Source organism: Agrobacterium sp. InxBP2 (genome assembly GCF_026191755.1).
Lineage (GTDB): Bacteria > Pseudomonadota > Alphaproteobacteria > Rhizobiales > Rhizobiaceae > Agrobacterium > Agrobacterium pusense.
The window spans coordinates 1-16,893 of the sequence record NZ_JAINDY010000032.1; the positions used below are offsets into that span (position 1 = coordinate 1).

Here is a 16,893-nt window from a genome sequence, read left to right on the forward strand (position 1 = left end):
CGCGGCTGGATGCGCATTGGCAGCGTGGCGCGGGTGGGGTTGCGGGCCCTGGAGCGAGGGGGCGTGGAGCTTTCCCCCCCCCGGCCCTGCCGGGCACCTCCCCCTCAAGGGGGGAGATCGACTCGAGGCGAGGCCTCGCCCATCTCTGGGCTTGAGAATAACGGGGCGGTAGCGCCTCGCGCCGATCCCCCCCCTTGAGGGGGAGATGCCCGGCAGGGCAGAGGGGGGTGAGCCCGACGCGCCTCGGTTCGCTCTCAATGGACAACATCCAAAAGCATTTCCGCCTCCCCCGCCGGCGAGAAGAACAGCTGCCCGCTCAAAACCCAATCACCCCAGATATTTCCTGAAAAACTCCACCGTCCGCCCCCAGGCGAGATCAGCAGCCGCCTTGTCATAGCGCGCCGCGGAGGTATCGTTGTTAAAGGCATGGTTGACGCCGTCATAGACGAAAATCTCGAAGGTCTTGCCGTTTTCCTCCAGCGCCTTCTTGTAAGCATCGATGCCGGCATTGATGCGCTCGTCGAGACCGGCATAATGCAAAAGCAGCGGTGCCTTTATGGCCGGCACATCGGCCGCCGGGACCTGCTGACCGTAATAGGCGACGCCGGCATTCAGACCTTCCGACTTGGTGGCGAAACGGTTGACCAGCCCGCCGCCCCAGCAGAAACCGATGGCGCCGACCTTGCCATTCGCCCCTTGCCTTGCCGCAAGCCAGACCCGTCCCGCTTCGGCATTGGCGACAGTTGCATCCATGTCGAGACCACTGAACATCTGCCGCGCCTTCTCCTCATCAGCGGGCGTACCACCCTGCGGCGAGAGGAAATCGACCGCGAGCGCCCGAAATCCGGCGAGCGCCACGCGTCTGGCCACATCACGGATATGGTCGTTGAGGCCGCGGTTCTCGTGAATGACGATGACGGAACCGATGGGGCCGGACGCCGATTTCGGCGTGACGAGATAACCCTTCATCTCGCCGCCGGGCGCCGGATAGGTCACGTCTTCCGCGACAATGCCAGCATCGTCAGGTGCGACGATGGCGGCGCGGGCGCTGTTGGCGGAAAGAAGGGGCGCAATTGCCGCCGCCGCCGCGCCGGAGCCGGCCAGCACGGTGAGCTTTTCCATGAATTTGCGGCGATCAAGGCTGAGATGGGTATACTCATCATAAGCGTCGATCATGGCCTGCGTAATCTTGGGCTTGTCCATCGCTCTATCCTCCTTGGACGCACGGATGCGGGAGGATAACGCAGATCTAAGGGCGGGGAATAAGGCAGTCGGAAGGGGCGCCACACATTTGCGTGAGCGCCGCTTCGGGATTTTCACATCAGGCGGCGAGGTCCACGACGATACGGCCGTCGATCTTGCCCTCTTCCATGCGGTGGAAGATATCGTTGATGTTTTCGAGCTTATCCCACGAGAAGTGAGCCGCCACCTTGCCTTCGCCGGCGAAGGTCAGCGCCTCCTCGAGATCCTGTCGTGTGCCGACGATGGAGCCGCGCACCGTGATGCGCTTCAGCACCGTGTCGAATACCGGAATGGAGATGAAGCCCGGCGGCAGGCCGACAAGCGCCATGGTGCCCTTGGAGCGCAGGAAGCCATAGGCCTGTTCCATGGCCTTCGGCGATACCGCCGTCACCAGCGCACCATGGACACCGCCGGTCGCCTTCTGCACCTGCTCCACCGCGTCAGGCGCACGGCCGTTGACGACGACATCGGCGCCGAGTTTTTTGGCAAGCGCCAGCTTGTCATCGAAGATATCGGCGGCAACAACATGCATGCCCATGGCCTTGGCATATTGCACGGCCATATGGCCAAGCCCGCCAATGCCCGAGATGACCACCCATTCACCGGGCCTGACTTCGGTTTCCTTCAGACCCTTGTAGACGGTGACGCCGGCGCAAAGGACAGGTGCGGCGGGGCCGAAATCGAGATTATCCGGCAGGCGGCCGACGAATTTCGGATCGGCGAGGCCATATTCTGCGAAGCTGCCGTTGACGGAATAACCGGAATTCTTCTGGCTCGGGCATAGCGTTTCCCAGCCCGTACGGCAGGGGATGCAGCATCCGCAGGCCGTATAAAGCCAGGGCGTGCCGGCGCGATCACCTTCCTTGATGCCCGTGACGCCAGCGCCGATCTTTGCGACATAACCGACACCTTCGTGGCCGGGGATGAAAGGCGGGTTGGGTTTGACCGGCCAGTCGCCGGTCGCGGCGTGCAGGTCGGTGTGGCAAATGCCCGTCGCCTTGTAGTTGATGAGAATTTCACCGGGGCCGGGATCTGGTATCGCCACTTCCTCGATGGTCAGCGGTTTTCCAAATGCGCGGACGACTGCCGCTTTCATTGTCTTAGCCATGACATACTCCCTAATCTCTGCTCGCCTGAAATCCTCGACGGCGAGGCAGAGATTAACGGGGATGGGGCATCATGGAATTGACCCATCGCAAATCGCACCATTTTGCAGGCCGGGATTGTCTCACTTATGAAGCAACCTCACGGTGCTGATTTACTCCAGCGCCAACCATATGGCGAGCCATCCCCACAGGCAGACGACCAGCGCAAAACCAATACCAAACAATGCGCCGCGCTGACGCAGGCGGTTGCTGGTGACGTGGACATAGGAATGAGCATAACGCGAAAGCACAAAAAGCCATGCCAGGACAACGGTCACGATATTGTCCGCATCCGTGATGTAGAGCAGCAGGCAGGCGATGTGGAACAGGACCGGCACTTCGAACTGGTTGGCGATGTTGCGGTTCACCAGACGGCTTTCGCGTGCCTCCTCGCCGTGATCCCGGAGGCGGATCGCCGATTCGCGATCCTTGAATGCATATTTGTTTCGCCGAACGATCAGAAGCGCGTAAAGCCAGAAGACCAGAACGACATGGGCGATCATCGGCCAGAACATTGCGGTCGTGGGTGACATGCTTTTCTCCAATCATGAAAACGCTCCCCGATCCGGCATGAATCGGGGAGCGCCAAATAACTAGCCTATCTTTTTACGGATTCGGCTCGAAAGATCAAACCGCGCCGGGGTAGTTCGGGCTTTCGCGGGTGATTGTCACGTCATGGGCGTGGCTTTCGCGCAGGCCAGCGCTGGAAATGCGCACGAAAGTGGCGCGTTCCTGGAATTCCTTGATGTTGCTGCCGCCAACATAACCCATGGCAGCCTTCAGTCCGCCGGCCAGCTGGTGCAGAACGCCGGAGACCGGGCCCTTATAGGGAACCTGGCCTTCAATACCTTCAGGCACGAGCTTCAGTGTGTCGCGCACTTCAGCCTGGAAATAACGGTCGGCAGAACCACGCGCCATGGCGCCAACGGAGCCCATGCCGCGATAAGCCTTGAAGGACCGGCCCTGATACAGGAATACTTCGCCCGGGCTTTCATCCGTGCCGGCAAGCAGCGAGCCGATCATGACGGCCGAGGCGCCAGCGGCGATCGCCTTGGCCAGATCGCCCGAGAACTTGATGCCGCCATCGGCGATGACGGGGATATCAGCCGCGTTGGCGACTTCAACCGACGACATGATCGCGGCAAGCTGCGGCACGCCGACGCCGGCGACGATGCGGGTGGTGCAGATGGAGCCGGGGCCGATACCGACCTTGACGGCGTCCGCGCCGGCATCGATCAGAGCCTTGGTGCCGTCGGCAGTGGCGACATTACCGGCGATGATGCGAACCGAGTTCGACATCTTCTTGACCTGAGAGACGGCATCCAGCACGCGCTGCGAATGGCCGTGCGCGGTATCGACAACCAGAAGGTCGACGCCGGCATCTATGAGGCGCTCGGCGCGCTCGATGGCGTCAGCACCAACGCTGATGGCGGCAGCGGCGCGAAGGCGGCCCTGCGCATCCTTGGTGGCATTGGGGTTCAGCTGCGACTTCTCGATATCCTTGACGGTGATGAGGCCGACGCAATTACCCTTGGCGTCCACCACGAGCAGCTTTTCAATGCGGTGCTTGTGCAAGAGGCGGCGTGCTTCCTGCTGATCGACGCTGCTTTCCTTGACCGTGACCAGATTTTCGCGGGTCATCAGTTCGTAGATTTTCTGCTGCGGATCGGAGGCGAAGCGGACGTCGCGATTGGTCAGGATGCCAACGAGGCGGCCGTTCTTGTGACCGCCGGCGCCGCCGTTTTCAACCACCGGAATACCCGAAATGCCATGCGCCTTCATCAACGCCTGGGCTTCGGCAAGCGTCGCATCCGGGCCGATGGTGACCGGGTTGACGACCATGCCGCTTTCGAACTTCTTCACCTGCCGGACTTCTTCGGCCTGTTCGATGGGGGTCAGGTTGCGGTGGATGACGCCGATGCCGCCGGCCTGGGCCATGGCAATGGCGAGGCGACCTTCGGTGACCGTATCCATGGCGGAGGAGAGGATAGGCAGGTTGAGATCGATATCGCGGGCGATGCGGGTGGCGATATTCGTCTGTCCCGGCATGACTTCGGAATGTCCGGGCTGCAGCAACACATCGTCAAATGTGAGAGCGTCCAAACCAGTGGGTGTTTGAATGATGCGTGCCATGACCAAATTCCTTCATACTGAAAATGCGTGGCCGTTCCGGAACGAAAAGTTCACCCCGGCGCCCTGCAAGGATTGCTTGGAAGTTGGCGAGGGCTGGTAACACGTTCATGACAGGAAGGGAATAGAAAAAACCCGGAATCGGCTTCCGGGCTTTTCCTGTTGCTGCATTGCAGCAGATATCAGATATCAAACTGGTAAGATTTCGGCACGAAACGATAGCCCGTATCCAGCTTCTCTGCGTAACCGACAGACGGGAAAGGCATATGGTAGCCGAGGAAGGGCAGCCGATCGGTGGCAATCATGTCGAAGACCTTCTTGCGGGTCGCAGCGGCTGCCGTCTTGTCCATGTCGAACTTAACTTCCCAGTCAGGTCTCTGCAGCGACAGGACGAAATGATTGGCCGTATCCGCCGTCAGGATCAGCTGCTTGCCTTCCGATTCGACACGGAAAATCATGTGCCCCGGCGAATGGCCGAAGGCTGCGATGCCTGTGATGCCAGATACCACATCTTGACCGTCGCCGATGAAGGTCGCCTTTTCGGCCAGCGGCTTCACGTTGGCGAGAACACCCTTGTGACCGCCCTCTGCCGGCGTGCCGACGCGCTTTTCATCCGTCCAGAAATCATATTCCGTCTGGCCGAAAACATAACGTGCCTTGGAAAAGGCCGGCGCGCCCTTCTCCATCAGGCCGCCGATATGGTCGCCATGCATGTGGGTCAGCACCACCACTGTCACATCTTCAGGTGCGTAACCGGCGGCTGCCATGCCCTCGATCAGGCGACCATTGCCCGCACCGCGCCCGGCCTCACCGAAACCGGTGTCGAACAGCACGAGGTCGGACCCTGTATTGACGAGGACGGGGGAGAAGGAATTGACGAACTGGTCCGTCGGCAGAAAATTGTCTTCCAGCAATTTACCGACCGTCTCGGCCGACTGGTCTGTGCCGAAGGTCTCGCCGGGATTGGGGGCCGCGCGCGCGCCATCCTTCACCACCAGCACTTCGAAATTACCGAGCTTGAAGCGGTTGGTTTCGGGCGGCATGGCGTGCTCTATCTCCATCGAGGTCTGCGGCTGGTTGGTCTGGGCATTTGCGCTGCGCGCCATCAAAAACGGCGCGCCGAGAACGCTTGCGCCTGCCGCACCGATGAGGCCGCGTCTGCTCATGTTCAAGGATTGGGTCATCATCTTGTCTCCGATATCGCCAACTGGCCGTGATTGCCAACTGAACTCACCCAACGGACAATAGAGCGAGAAAGTTGCAAGGAAACCGGCCTCACGCAGGTTTGATCGGAACATCAGAAATTGGTAATTAACGTGTTGGCAAGCCCGCCTATCAGGCGTAGGACGGACGGCGATATCCCTTGTCGCAGCGGAAAGCCGCAGGCAGCCTCATGAACCGCATCATTCCCCTCATCCTGGCAGTCGCTCTCTTTATGGAGCAGATGGACTCCACCGTCATCGCCACCTCGCTTCCGGCAATTGCCGCAGATCTCCACGTCGGCCCGATTACGCTCAAGCTGGCTTTAACGGCCTACATGGTGGCTCTGGCGATCTTCATTCCGATCAGCGGCTGGATGGCCGACAAATACGGCGCGAAGAAAATCTTCCGTTTTGCCATTGGCGTCTTCGTCGTGGGGTCGATCTGCTGCGCGGTCTCGTCTTCGGTGTTCGAATTCGTACTCTCGCGTTTCCTGCAGGGTATGGGCGGAGCGATGATGACACCCGTGGGCCGCCTTGTGCTTTTGCGCACGACAAAGCGCAGCGAACTCGTCTCCGCCATGGCGCTGCTGACAATACCGGGGCTCGTGGGGCCGCTGACCGGTCCACCCATCGGCGGTTTCATCACCACCTATTTTTCTTGGCACTGGATCTTCCTGATCAATGTGCCGATCGGCATCATCGGCATCTGGCTTTCGACGATCTTCCTGCCGGAAATCGAAACCACCAACCCGCCGCCAATGGACGGAAAGGGTTTCGTGCTATCCGGCATCGCCGCCTCCGGCGTGGTGTTCGGCCTCTCCGTCGTCAGCCTGCCTGCGCTCCCGCCAGCCATCGGCATCGCGTCGACCATCATCGGTTTCATCTGCGGTTTTCTTTATATGCGCCACGCTGCGCACCACCCCGCCCCCATTCTGGACTTTCGAATTTTCCAGAACGCGACCTTCCGGGCCGCCTCCGTCGGCGGCACCATCTTCCGCATCTCCACGGGCGCCATTCCCTTCCTGATGCCGCTGATGCTGCAGATCGGTTTCGGATTGAACCCGTTCCAGTCGGGCATGATAACTTTCGCCGGCGCCATCGGGGCGATCACCACCAAGTTCATGGCCAAGCGGGTGTTTGCGGCGACCGGATTTCGCTCGACGCTGATCGGCGCGGGCATCGTCGGCGCGTTCACGACGCTCGCCAACAGTTTCTTCACGCCTGAAACGCCATACCCGTTGATCATGATCTTTCTTGTGACGGCCGGATTTGCCCGGTCCTTCTTCTTTACCGGATCGAACGCGCTCAGCTATTCCGATATCGAGGACAGTCAGGCGAGCCAGGCAACGTCCATGGCCTCCGTGCTGCAACAAATCAGTCTGGCGCTCGGCGTTGCATTCGCCGCTTCCATTCTGGAAGTCAGCAGCATGATGTCGGGCACGCATCTGCAGCTCGCCGATTTCCACATCGCCTTCACCATCGTCGCGCTGGTATCGCTCTTCGCCATCGCGCCGATCATCCGCATGGACGCACAGGCGGGTGCGGCCGTTTCCGGCCACCGCGGCAAGGTCTCGCAACCGGCGGAGTAATCAGTCTTTCGAGGCCTCTTCGGCTTCAGATGCATCCGCCGCCTCGGTCTTGCGACCCTTGAAGTGTTTGGCAAGCAGGAACATTTCCACCGATTCCGAGCGTGACGACGCCGGCTTGATGTGGAGAACCTGCTTGAAGTTCTTCTTCAGCATATCCAGCAGCTGCTTTTCCGTGCCGCCCTGGAAGGTCTTGGCAAGGAAATGGCCACCTTCCGCAAGCACCTGAACGGCAAAATCGGCCGCGACTTCGCATAGGTGCATGGTGCGGATGTGGTCGGTTTTCTGGTGCCCGGTGGTGGGTGCTGCCATGTCCGACAAAACAAGATCGGGCGTGCCACCAACGGCCTCCATCAGCTTTTCCGGCGCGCTCGGGTCGAGGAAGTCGAGCTGCAGAATTTTCACGCCGGGAATGGGATCGATCTCGAGGAAATCGATCGCTGCAACGCGGATATCGTCCTCGGTCGAATCCGTCACCTTGGCGGCGATCTGCGACCAGCTTCCGGGGGCGGCGCCAAGGTCGATGATGCGGGTGGCCCCCTTCAAGATCTGGTGCTTGTCGTTGATTTCCAACAGCTTGAAGGCGGCGCGGGCGCGATAGCCTTCCAGCTTGGCACGCTGCACATAGGGGTCATTGATATGACGTTCGAGCCAGCGGCGCGACGAGGCCTTGAGCTTGGTCTTCTTGACCTTCTGGCCGATCTTGCGGCCGGTGCGATTGGTGCTTGTTGGCGCCTTGCTCATGTCAAACCTTCCGTCCTGTCCTGCCGTACCATCTGCATGCGCCTTATGCGGTTGCGCCGCCATGCGCCGTCATCCGCCATCATATCCGTCAGCAGGCCTTCGCGCAGACCGCGATCCGCCACGCGCATTCGGCGCGCCGGCCAGCGGCGGCGAATGGCCTCGAGAATCGCGCAGCCGGCGAGAACCAGATCGGCCCGGTCAGGCCCGATGCAGGCATTGGCGGCGCGGCCGGCGAAATCCCATGCCAGCAACTTGTCCTGCATCGCCGTCACCTCGGCATCGGACAGCCAGAGACCATCCACCTTGCGGCGATCATATCGCGGCAGATCGAGATGAACGCCCGCGAGCGTCGTCACCGTGCCTGATGTGCCGATGAGGTGAAAATCCTCGTGATGCGTTTGCGGCGCGAGCGGCGGGCAATGGAAGGCGTCGAGCAGGCCTTCGACTTCCCGCACCATCGCGGCAAAAACGTCGGGCGTCACATCACGGCCGCCATGGCGTTCGGAAAGCGTGACAACGCCGACGGGCAGCGAGGTCCAGTGGGTGATGTGGTTGGCAAGCCGGTTCGAGCGGTTCTCCCCGACCTTGATGACGGCGATCTCCGACGATCCGCCGCCGATATCGAACAGCACGACGGAACGCGCTTCACGGCCGACGAGGGAGGCGCAGCCCGAAACCGCAAGGCGGGCTTCCGTCTCGCGGCTGATGATTTCGAGTTTAAGCCCCGTTTCCCGCGTAACACGCGCCAGAAATTCCTCGCCATTCGAAGCAGCGCGGCAAGCCTCGGTGGCGATGAGCCGCATGCGCCGGATCGGGCGGCCGGAGAGTTTTGCGGCGCAGACCTTGAGTGCTTCAACCGCGCGGTCCATCGCATCATCGGAAAGCCGGCCGCTCGATACCAGCCCTTCACCCAGCCGCACGATGCGCGAAAACGCATCGACCACCCGGAACTGGCCGGGCCGCGTCGGCTGCGCAATCAGCAGGCGGCAATTGTTGGTGCCGAGATCAAGCGCGGCATACATATCCGCCGGCGCGTCCGGGCCATGCTCGTGCTGCCGCCCTGGGTGACGGGCTGATGTTTCCGATTGCTGCCGGTGCTGGTCCTGCGCGGAGCCGCCGGCGCGACCGTTCTGCTTGCCGACGTGTTTCGGTGCATGGCTGGGGACAAGCGGGCGGCCCTGCGGATCACGTCCACGCGGATCGCGATGCCCGCGTTTGCGGTTACGCGACTTACGCCCGCCACCGGGTGGTACGGAGGATGGATTGGCCGGGTCAATTGCAGCTGAAGCCTGGACCTGTGCAGGGGAAGCCGCAGATGCAGGCTGAGACGCACCCTTGCCTCGAGAACGCCTGCGACGTTTTCTCTTGCGCGGCTCGGCATCCGGCTCGAGCGCCGATACATAGGAGGAACCGGCCGGAACATCCGCGGCAACATCATGCAACAACACAGAGGCGTCACGGGGCTTACCGTCACGCTTGTGTTTCTTGCCACGACGGGAACGCTTCGCTTTCCCTTTGTTTGCCACCGACGCCCCTTGTTCCGACGGCTTTGGGCCGTTTCCGGGGTCGATCACTGTCTTGTCCATTTCGCCGCGCACAAGCGTAGACGCTATGCTGCAGGCTTTCATAAGGTTTCGTTGGGCAGACAATACCAGCGCAAGAGATTTTAGCCAAATGGTTTTTGCCGGACTGAAACCGCAGGGCCCCTAACACGACCCGCGCGCCGTGTGACCGCAAAGATTATTTTCCGGGAAAACGGGATATCTGACCAGCGGTGGAATAGACTTTCCCCTCTCCCGGTAAGTCCTTGTGACATATAAACTTACTGGGAGAGGGGAATGGTACGGTTGAGTGGGGTCGAACCACCGACCTCAGGTGCCACAAACCTGCGCTCTAACCAACTGAGCTACAACCGCACATCAAACGCCAAAGCGGCGCCACGGGGGGTCACATAAAAGGTGTTTTTCCCATTTGCAAGTCCCTATCCGAATTTTGCGAAAAAAGGCAGCGAAAGGCAAGCGCTTTTCCAGCGCGGGCTGACACCGGAAAGCCGGCATTAAGGCTGTTGATGTTAACTCTATTTGGTGATTCATAAGCCGGGCGGTGGACCCGGCGACCCTGTGAAGTTATTTAAAATTCTGTTAACGTGATGCCTCGGCGGGTTTACGTTTCGGTTTCATGAGGAAGCCGGGAGCCCGCAAGGTCCGGTAGTGCCAGAATAGGTTTCGACATGCCCGCCGTCCAGTATCCCTTTATCGATATCGCAGTGCATGAACGGGTGCGTGAAGGTTTCGGGCGCGGTGAAGCGATGGCTTTGTTCTCGCTCGATCTTGGACATGTTCTATGGGCCAATGGACGCGGCGCTGCCCTGTTTGGCACGCCGATGGTTTATGACTTTCTGGAACAGGGACCGAAGCGGCAGGATGTGACATTCCGCCAACTGGCGGCCACGGCGGCGCGGCTTTCAAAGACCGGCGACAGCCTGCCCTTCACGATCCGCATCACCTCCGGTTTCCGCAGCATTGCCGCGACTGCGCGCGCGGAGATCATTGAGGCCGAGCCCGGCCAAACCGCGATACTCTTTTCTGCCCGCGCCGATCAGGCCGAGCCCGACATGGTGGAATGCGCCCGGCGCATGATCGAAGGCTTCGACGACCCCGATATTCATATGGCAGTCACCGATGGCGACAACCGGATCGTTGCCGCCTCGCCCGGCTTCTCTACACTCGGCATCACCCCGCATACGGCCAGAACACTGGTTGGAATGGCGGCGCGCCAATCGGGGCATCTCGTCAAACGCCCGGTACCTACCGGAAAGGGTTATCTGCCCGCAGCCGCTGGCCAAATCACCACCACGCCCGAACTCAACCTGATCTTCGTGGTCGAAACCGCACTGGGCACACTCGACCCCGATGGTTTTGCCGAGGACAAGCCGCAGGACGTCCCGGTCGTCGAGCCTGCGTCGCCGGTTGCAGAGACGGCGCCTGTTGTCGCAACGGCCGCCTCTTTCGACGCCGTTCTCGATGCTGTCGCAGACATCGAAGAGGTGGAAGACCCGCAGGAGCAGCCGTCCGACGCGGAGGAAGAAGCGGTATCCGGACAGGATGAAGACAGGCTTATGCCCTTTGCGGAAGAGAAGCCGGAGGCCCCCGCAGCGCTTTTCACGCAGGACGCCGATGCGGCTGCGGACGTGGCGATGACTGACGACATTGCCGATCTTTTTGAACTGGATGAGGATGAGGCGGAGGCGCCCTTCACCAAGAAGACGGACGACGAACCCGCCGAAGAGGCTCTCGATGCGGAGAGTTTCGTCGCAAAGGACGAGATAACCGAAAACGCGGCATCCCCGGTTGCGCCACCGGCGGACGAGGATGCTGCAATTGAGACCGCAGCAGTCGAACAGGCCCAGCCTTTTGCCTTCAACGCCGGCGCCCGCGCATCCCGTTTCGTCTGGAAAATCGACGCTGAAGGACGGTTCAGCTCCATCTCTCATGAATTTGCCGAGGCCGTGGGTGCCAGGGCGGCTGCGGTGGAAGGCATGGGCTTTGCCGACGTTGCGGCCCTGTTCAATCTCGATCCCGACGGCAAGATCCGTGAGCTTCTCGGCCGCCGCGACACGTGGTCGGGCAAGACAATCTATTGGCCGGTGGAAGGCACATCGCTGATGGTGCCGATCGATCTCGCCGCCCTGCCTACCTATACCCGCTCACGGGAATTTGACGGTTTTCGCGGTTTCGGCATCGTGCGCCTGGCCGACGCCACAGAGGACCCGCACGCCATCGGCCTTACCTTCTTGAAGGGCGAAGAGTCTGATCCGACGGAGGTTTCTCCGGAGCCAACCGTCGACAGCACGAGCCATGAATTGCTGGCCTTCATCGATGAGGATGACGATGCGGAGGACACTTCCGGATCGGCTACTGACGATGAAATCCGGGCCGCGGAGGTCGGAGCGGCAGACGATGCAGCTGACGACGTTTCGACCGACGAACAGCATCATGATTACACCCCGCCCGAATTCGAAGCCCCGGCAACTGCACCGGAACCTTCTTCCTCCGACAAGATCGTTCGTCTGGAAGAGCGCCGTTCGCGCTCCCGCGAAGGCCTGACCGCCGGTGAGCAGGCCGCCTTCCGCGAAATCGGCCGCGCCCTGGCGCCAGCGGATACTGCTTTCGAAGACGGCCGGGAAACGGATGCGGAAACCGTTTCCATCGATTCGGACACGCATGATATTAAACAGGACATGGATGCGCATGCGCCTGACAGCGCACCTTCCGAGACTGACCTCAAGGCCACGGCGCCAGCGCAGGACGACGATCTTTTTGCCGACTATGTTCGGGGTGAACAGCCTGGGGCCGTCAGCGAACCCGTAGCGGAAAGCGGTTCGGACGAAATGCAGCAGCAGGCCATCGCCGAAGAGCGGCCGGTTGCCGAAGTCGCAGCAGCAATGGTCAGCCCTGTATCTCGCCCCGCCGACGCGCTGACGGCCGAGACGCTGGACCAGATGCCCGTTGCCCTTCTCGTGCATGCCGGCGACAGGCTGATCCACGCCAATCCGGATTTCCTGCGGCTGACGGGCTATGACTCTCTGGCCGAACTCGAAGAAGTGGGTGGGCTAGAAGCCCTGCTGCAGAGGCAGGAGCTCGAAGACATGCCTGACAATGAAGGCGGCATGGTGGTTGTCAGCGCCGAAAACGATATCATTCCTGTCAAAGCGCGGCTGCAATCCATCCGCTGGGAAGAGACGAAGGCGCTGATGCTTTCTCTCGTTCCGCTGGAAGAAAAGGCAGCGCCGGTTGCCGCCGCCAACGAAAACACCGCAGCGCAGAGCGCGCAAGCCGGCAGCATCTCCCTGCTTCAGGGCGAAGTCGAGGAACTGCACTCCATTCTTGAAACGGCCACCGACGGCGTGGTGCTTTTGGGCGACGAAGGCGAAATCCGCTCCCTCAACCGCTCGGCCAGCGCGCTGTTCAACTATGACAATGGCGAAATTGCCGGCAAGCCTTTCGTCACGCTCTTTGCCCATGAGAGCCAGCGCGCCGTGCTGGACTATCTCTCCGGTCTCGCCAATAACGGTGTTGCGAGCGTGCTGAACGATGGCCGCGAAGTGATCGGCCGTGAAGCATCCGGCGGTTTCCTGCCGCTGTTCATGACCATCGGGCGGCTCAAATCCTCACATGGCTATTGCGCCGTAATCCGCGACATCACCCAGTGGAAGCGCACCGAAGAAGAACTGCGCAACGCCAAGCGCGCGGCGGAAACCGCCAATGCCCACAAGACCGACTTCCTGGCGCGCGTCAGCCACGAAATCCGCACGCCGCTCAACGCCATCATCGGCTTTGCGGACATGATGGCGACTGAACGTTTCGGGCCGATCGGCCATCCGCGTTATGTGGAATACGCCAATGATATCGGCCGTTCCGGCCGGCATGTGCTCGATATCGTCAATGATCTCCTCGATATATCCAAGATCGAGGCGGGGCAGATGGATGTCGATTTCATCGCCGTCCCGCTCAACGAAACGGTGGCCGAAGCGGTCTCGCTGGTGCAGCCGCAGGCAAACAACCAGCGCGTCATCATCCGCACGGCGCTTGCGCAATCCGTGCCGCAGATCGTCGCCGACCTGCGATCGATCAAGCAGATCGTGCTGAACATCCTGTCGAACGCCATTCGCTTCACCCCGTCAGGCGGGCAGATCGTTGTATCCACCGCCTATGAGGCCAATGGCAGCGTGTCGCTTCGCATCCGCGACACCGGTATCGGCATGACGCGGGCGGAACTGGAACAGGCGATGAAGCCGTTCCGGCAGGTGGCTTCTTCCGGCAAACGTGTTCGCGGTGACGGCACCGGGCTCGGCCTGCCGTTGACCAAGGCCATGGTGGACGCCAACCGGGCGAATTTCTCCATCACCTCGACACCCAACGAAGGCACGCTGGTGGAAATCACCTTTCCGTCACAGCGGGTCCTTGCCAACTGAGGTCATGCGGGCGTAGCAATGCGAAAGCCGCTGGCTGGAGAACCAGCCGGTCAAGGCCTATGCAGGACAGCAGGCTCGCATGCCCATGACGGTTCCCCTTCCCGCGATAAAACGCGTTTCTCTATTGCCGGTTGCGGCCATCATAGTTTCGGCCATCGCCGCCATGCCCGTTCTGGCGATCTTCTGGCTGGCGCTGACCGGCAGCACGGAGGGGTGGCGACATCTTCTCGTCAACGTCCTGCCGCGAGCCGGATTTCGTACGTTCATGCTGCTCGGAGCAACGGCAGCGACGACCGCTTTCTTCGGCATTGTCTGCGCCTGGCTTGTCACCACGTTCGAGTTTCCGCTGCGGCGGCTGCTGTCGGCGGCGCTCGTCCTGCCGCTCGCCATTCCATCTTATCTCGCCGCTTATGCGTTCGGTGAGTTTCTCGACTTTACCGGGCCCGTGCAGAGCTTATTGCGTGCTGCTTTCGGCTATCACAGCATACGCGACTACTGGTTTCCTGATATCCGTTCCCTCGGCGGTGCGGTCATCGTCCTGAGCTCGGTGCTCTATCCCTATGTCTATCTCTCGGCCCGTGCCGCCTTTTCCATGCAGGGGCGTTTTGCAGCCGAAGCCGCACGCACGCTCGGCGCAAAGCCTCTCAACGTGTTCTTCTCCGTACAATTGCCCATGGCGCGACCGGCGATTGCCATCGGGCTTTCTCTGGTCTTGATGGAGACCCTCAACGATATCGGCGCGGTCGAATATCTCGGCGTGCAGACGCTGACCTTCACCATTTACGAGACCTGGCTCAACCGCGGCAATCTCGCCAATGCAACGCAGATCGCCGCCGTCATCCTCATCATCGTCGGCGCGCTCATCGTAATCGAACGCAACGCCCGGGAAAAACAGCGCTTCGGCGCACCCAAGGCGACAAACATGAAGCAGCGCCATCGGCTGAAGTCGCTGACCGGCTGGCGGCGCGGCGCGGCAACTGTTTTCTGCTTCCTGCCCGTGACGAGTGGCTTTGTCATTCCCGTCATCGTGCTGGGTGGTTACGCGGCCAAACGGTTCGATGCGCTGCTTGCGCCGAAACTTCTCAAAGCACTCGGGCACAGCCTCGAAGTTTCCTTTGCCGCGGCCCTGGTAACGCTGGTTGCGGCTTTCGTCTTTTCATACGCAATCCGCACGGGGCGGTCACGAACCTCGAAGTTTGCCGCCCGCTTCGGCTCCATGGGATATGGGGTGCCGGGAACGGTGCTCGCCATCGGCGTGCTCATTCCACTCGCGGCTCTCGACAATGGGGTGGACGGGTTCTTCCGTACACATTTCGGCTTTTCCACCGGCCTGCTGCTCTCCGGCACCGCGTTTGCCATCATCTATGCGCACACCGTGCGTTTCATGACCATGGCGGAAGGCACGCTGGATGCCGGTTTCCAGAAGCTTTCGCCGCATATCGACATGGCTTCGCGAACGCTTGGGCGGAACCGGGCGCAGACGCTGTTCAGGGTGCTGTTGCCCAATATGCGGCCCGCGGCGTTGACCGCTTTCCTTTTGGTCCTGATCGAATCCATGAAGGAGTTGCCGGCAACCATCCTGCTGAGACCCTTCGGCTTCAATACGCTTGCCACGCTTGTTTACGAGAATGCCTCACGCTCGAAGGTGCAGGATGCCGCCGTACCGGCGATCATCATCATCATCGCCGGGCTTGTCCCCGTCCTTCTCGTTTCCAGGTCGATGGATCATCCTGAAAACCGATGAACGTCCCGCCAATGAGACAAAAAAAGAAAGGCGGCCTTGCGGCCGCCTGGATAAGGTGTGCTTTTCAACGAGAGAAAGGGGGACAATCTCGCCAGATGGAAATTATCAATCCCGGCCATCAGACATATGACGACCCTGCGTTGGATTTACTTTCCGCCAACTCCCATTAACAAGCAGTTAAAACCAAAATCGATCAATCACCGACGAAAATTCCTATTCTGGAACCGTAAAGCCCCGAAACTAAATTACAGGTTTCTGATTTTATTGGCGTTTCGCCAGTAACGCGAAAAAATCGTAGAATTCTCTCCGGTCAGTTTCGCGCCGCGGCGTGTTCATCGCGCATCCGCTGCAACTCCGTGCGCTTCGAGGCGATTGAGGCGACGATGACGCCGACGGTCACAAGCCCGATCAGGATGGTGCAGATGGCGTTGATTTCCGGGGTCACGCCGAGGCGAACCTGCGAATAGATCTTGATCGGCAGCGTCGTCGCACCCGGTCCGGTGGCGAAGCTGGCAATGACGAGATCATCGAGCGACAGGGTAAAGGCCAGCATCCAGCCGGCAATAACGGCGGGAAAGATCAGCGGCAGGGTGATACGGAAGAAGGTCTTGACCGGTGGGCAACCAAGATCGAGCGCGGCTTCCTCGAGACTTCGATCAAAGGTCAAAAGACGCGACTGCACCACAATCGCCACATAACACATGGTAAAGGTGGTGTGCGCAATGACCACCGTCCAGAAACCGCGATCCACCCCCACGGCCACGAAGAGCAGCAGCAGCGACAGGCCGGTAATCACCTCCGGCATGACGAGCGGGGCATAGATCATGCCGGAAAACAGCACCCGGCCCGGAAAACGCGCAAAGCGCGTCAACGACAGCGCCGCGAGTGTGCCGAGGATGGTGCCGATGGTGGCGCTGAGGATACCCACGCGCAACGTCACCCAGGCGGCATCCATCAACCCTTCATTCGACCACATGGATCTGTACCATTGCAGCGAGAAGCCGCCCCAGACGGTGACAAGCTTGGAAGCATTGAAGGAATAAACGATCAGGATGATGATCGGTATGTAAAGAAAGGCAAAACCGAGTGTGAGGACGGTGATGTCAAATTTTCCGCGCTTCATGGC

At 60.6% G+C, this 16,893-nt stretch carries 11 protein-coding genes and 1 tRNA gene; 3 read left to right on the top strand and 9 right to left on the bottom strand.

Annotated elements, in window-relative coordinates:
- Nucleotides 1-327 precede the first annotated feature (327 nt).
- From K7A42_RS17475 to K7A42_RS17495, 5 genes are all read right to left on the bottom strand, one after another.
- Entirely contained in the window at nucleotides 328-1,203 is an 876-nt protein-coding gene (locus tag K7A42_RS17475; protein WP_112555796.1) for a dienelactone hydrolase family protein, read from the bottom strand.
- Between the two features lie 118 nt (nucleotides 1,204-1,321).
- A complete protein-coding gene (gene adhP / locus K7A42_RS17480) occupies nucleotides 1,322-2,350 on the bottom strand; it encodes an alcohol dehydrogenase AdhP (protein WP_004440101.1) in 1,029 nt (342 codons plus the stop codon).
- Between the two features lie 150 nt (nucleotides 2,351-2,500).
- Nucleotides 2,501-2,902, bottom strand: a complete 402-nt coding sequence (locus K7A42_RS17485; RefSeq protein WP_034496309.1) for an MAPEG family protein — start codon at nucleotides 2,900-2,902, stop codon at nucleotides 2,501-2,503.
- A gap of 112 nt (nucleotides 2,903-3,014) precedes the next feature.
- Nucleotides 3,015-4,520 (bottom strand): IMP dehydrogenase, encoded by a 1,506-nt coding sequence (guaB, locus tag K7A42_RS17490; protein WP_004440097.1) that lies wholly within the window; start codon nucleotides 4,518-4,520, stop codon nucleotides 3,015-3,017.
- Between the two features lie 179 nt (nucleotides 4,521-4,699).
- The gene (locus K7A42_RS17495; RefSeq protein WP_004440094.1) at nucleotides 4,700-5,701 is read right to left on the bottom strand and encodes an MBL fold metallo-hydrolase; all 1,002 of its coding nucleotides are present in this window, start codon (nucleotides 5,699-5,701) and stop codon (nucleotides 4,700-4,702) included.
- A gap of 209 nt (nucleotides 5,702-5,910) precedes the next feature.
- On the opposite strand from K7A42_RS17495, the gene K7A42_RS17500 reads away from it, so the two are divergent.
- On the top strand, nucleotides 5,911-7,308 hold the full coding sequence (locus K7A42_RS17500; protein ID WP_282455653.1) for an MDR family MFS transporter: 1,398 nt from the start codon (nucleotides 5,911-5,913) through the stop codon (nucleotides 7,306-7,308).
- Here K7A42_RS17500 and K7A42_RS17505 read toward each other — a convergent pair whose 3' ends face one another.
- The 3 genes from K7A42_RS17505 to K7A42_RS17515 form a co-directional block, all read right to left on the bottom strand.
- Nucleotides 7,309-8,049: an RlmE family RNA methyltransferase gene (locus K7A42_RS17505; protein ID WP_037090861.1), complete on the bottom strand. Its 741-nt coding sequence runs from the start codon at nucleotides 8,047-8,049 to the stop codon at nucleotides 7,309-7,311.
- On the bottom strand, nucleotides 8,046-9,677 hold the full coding sequence (locus tag K7A42_RS17510; RefSeq protein WP_035208954.1) for a Ppx/GppA phosphatase family protein: 1,632 nt from the start codon (nucleotides 9,675-9,677) through the stop codon (nucleotides 8,046-8,048). The genes K7A42_RS17505 and K7A42_RS17510 overlap by 4 nt, the downstream gene beginning before the upstream one ends.
- 211 nt (nucleotides 9,678-9,888) lie before the next feature.
- A tRNA-His gene (locus K7A42_RS17515) sits at nucleotides 9,889-9,965 on the bottom strand.
- Nucleotides 9,966-10,279: 314 nt separating this feature from the next.
- Between K7A42_RS17515 and K7A42_RS17520 the strand changes: the two genes are divergently transcribed.
- Both K7A42_RS17520 and K7A42_RS17525 read left to right on the top strand, forming a co-directional pair.
- Nucleotides 10,280-14,023 (top strand): ATP-binding protein, encoded by a 3,744-nt coding sequence (locus K7A42_RS17520; RefSeq protein WP_282455635.1) that lies wholly within the window; start codon nucleotides 10,280-10,282, stop codon nucleotides 14,021-14,023.
- 79 nt (nucleotides 14,024-14,102) lie between these two features.
- Nucleotides 14,103-15,767, top strand: coding sequence for an ABC transporter permease (locus K7A42_RS17525; RefSeq protein ID WP_282455636.1), 1,665 nt, complete (start codon nucleotides 14,103-14,105; stop codon nucleotides 15,765-15,767).
- 310 nt (nucleotides 15,768-16,077) lie between these two features.
- On the opposite strand, the gene K7A42_RS17530 is transcribed toward K7A42_RS17525, so the two are convergent.
- Complete coding sequence (locus K7A42_RS17530; protein WP_004440083.1) at nucleotides 16,078-16,890, bottom strand: ABC transporter permease; 813 nt, start codon at nucleotides 16,888-16,890, stop codon at nucleotides 16,078-16,080.
- Between the last annotated feature and the right edge of the window lie 3 nt (nucleotides 16,891-16,893).

Excerpts from the sequence above, each read along its gene's own strand:
- K7A42_RS17475 (WP_112555796.1), bottom strand. The coding sequence starts at position 1,203 with ATGGACAAGCCCAAGATTACGCAGGCCATGATCGACGCTTATGATGAG.
- adhP (WP_004440101.1), bottom strand. The coding sequence starts at position 2,350 with ATGGCTAAGACAATGAAAGCGGCAGTCGTCCGCGCATTTGGAAAACCG.
- K7A42_RS17485 (WP_034496309.1), bottom strand. The coding sequence starts at position 2,902 with ATGTTCTGGCCGATGATCGCCCATGTCGTTCTGGTCTTCTGGCTTTAC.
- guaB (WP_004440097.1), bottom strand. The coding sequence starts at position 4,520 with ATGGCACGCATCATTCAAACACCCACTGGTTTGGACGCTCTCACATTT.
- K7A42_RS17495 (WP_004440094.1), bottom strand. The coding sequence starts at position 5,701 with ATGACCCAATCCTTGAACATGAGCAGACGCGGCCTCATCGGTGCGGCA.
- K7A42_RS17500 (WP_282455653.1), top strand. The coding sequence starts at position 5,911 with ATGAACCGCATCATTCCCCTCATCCTGGCAGTCGCTCTCTTTATGGAG.
- K7A42_RS17505 (WP_037090861.1), bottom strand. The coding sequence starts at position 8,049 with ATGAGCAAGGCGCCAACAAGCACCAATCGCACCGGCCGCAAGATCGGC.
- K7A42_RS17510 (WP_035208954.1), bottom strand. The coding sequence starts at position 9,677 with ATGAAAGCCTGCAGCATAGCGTCTACGCTTGTGCGCGGCGAAATGGAC.
- K7A42_RS17520 (WP_282455635.1), top strand. The coding sequence starts at position 10,280 with ATGCCCGCCGTCCAGTATCCCTTTATCGATATCGCAGTGCATGAACGG.
- K7A42_RS17525 (WP_282455636.1), top strand. The coding sequence starts at position 14,103 with ATGCCCATGACGGTTCCCCTTCCCGCGATAAAACGCGTTTCTCTATTG.
- K7A42_RS17530 (WP_004440083.1), bottom strand. The coding sequence starts at position 16,890 with ATGAAGCGCGGAAAATTTGACATCACCGTCCTCACACTCGGTTTTGCC.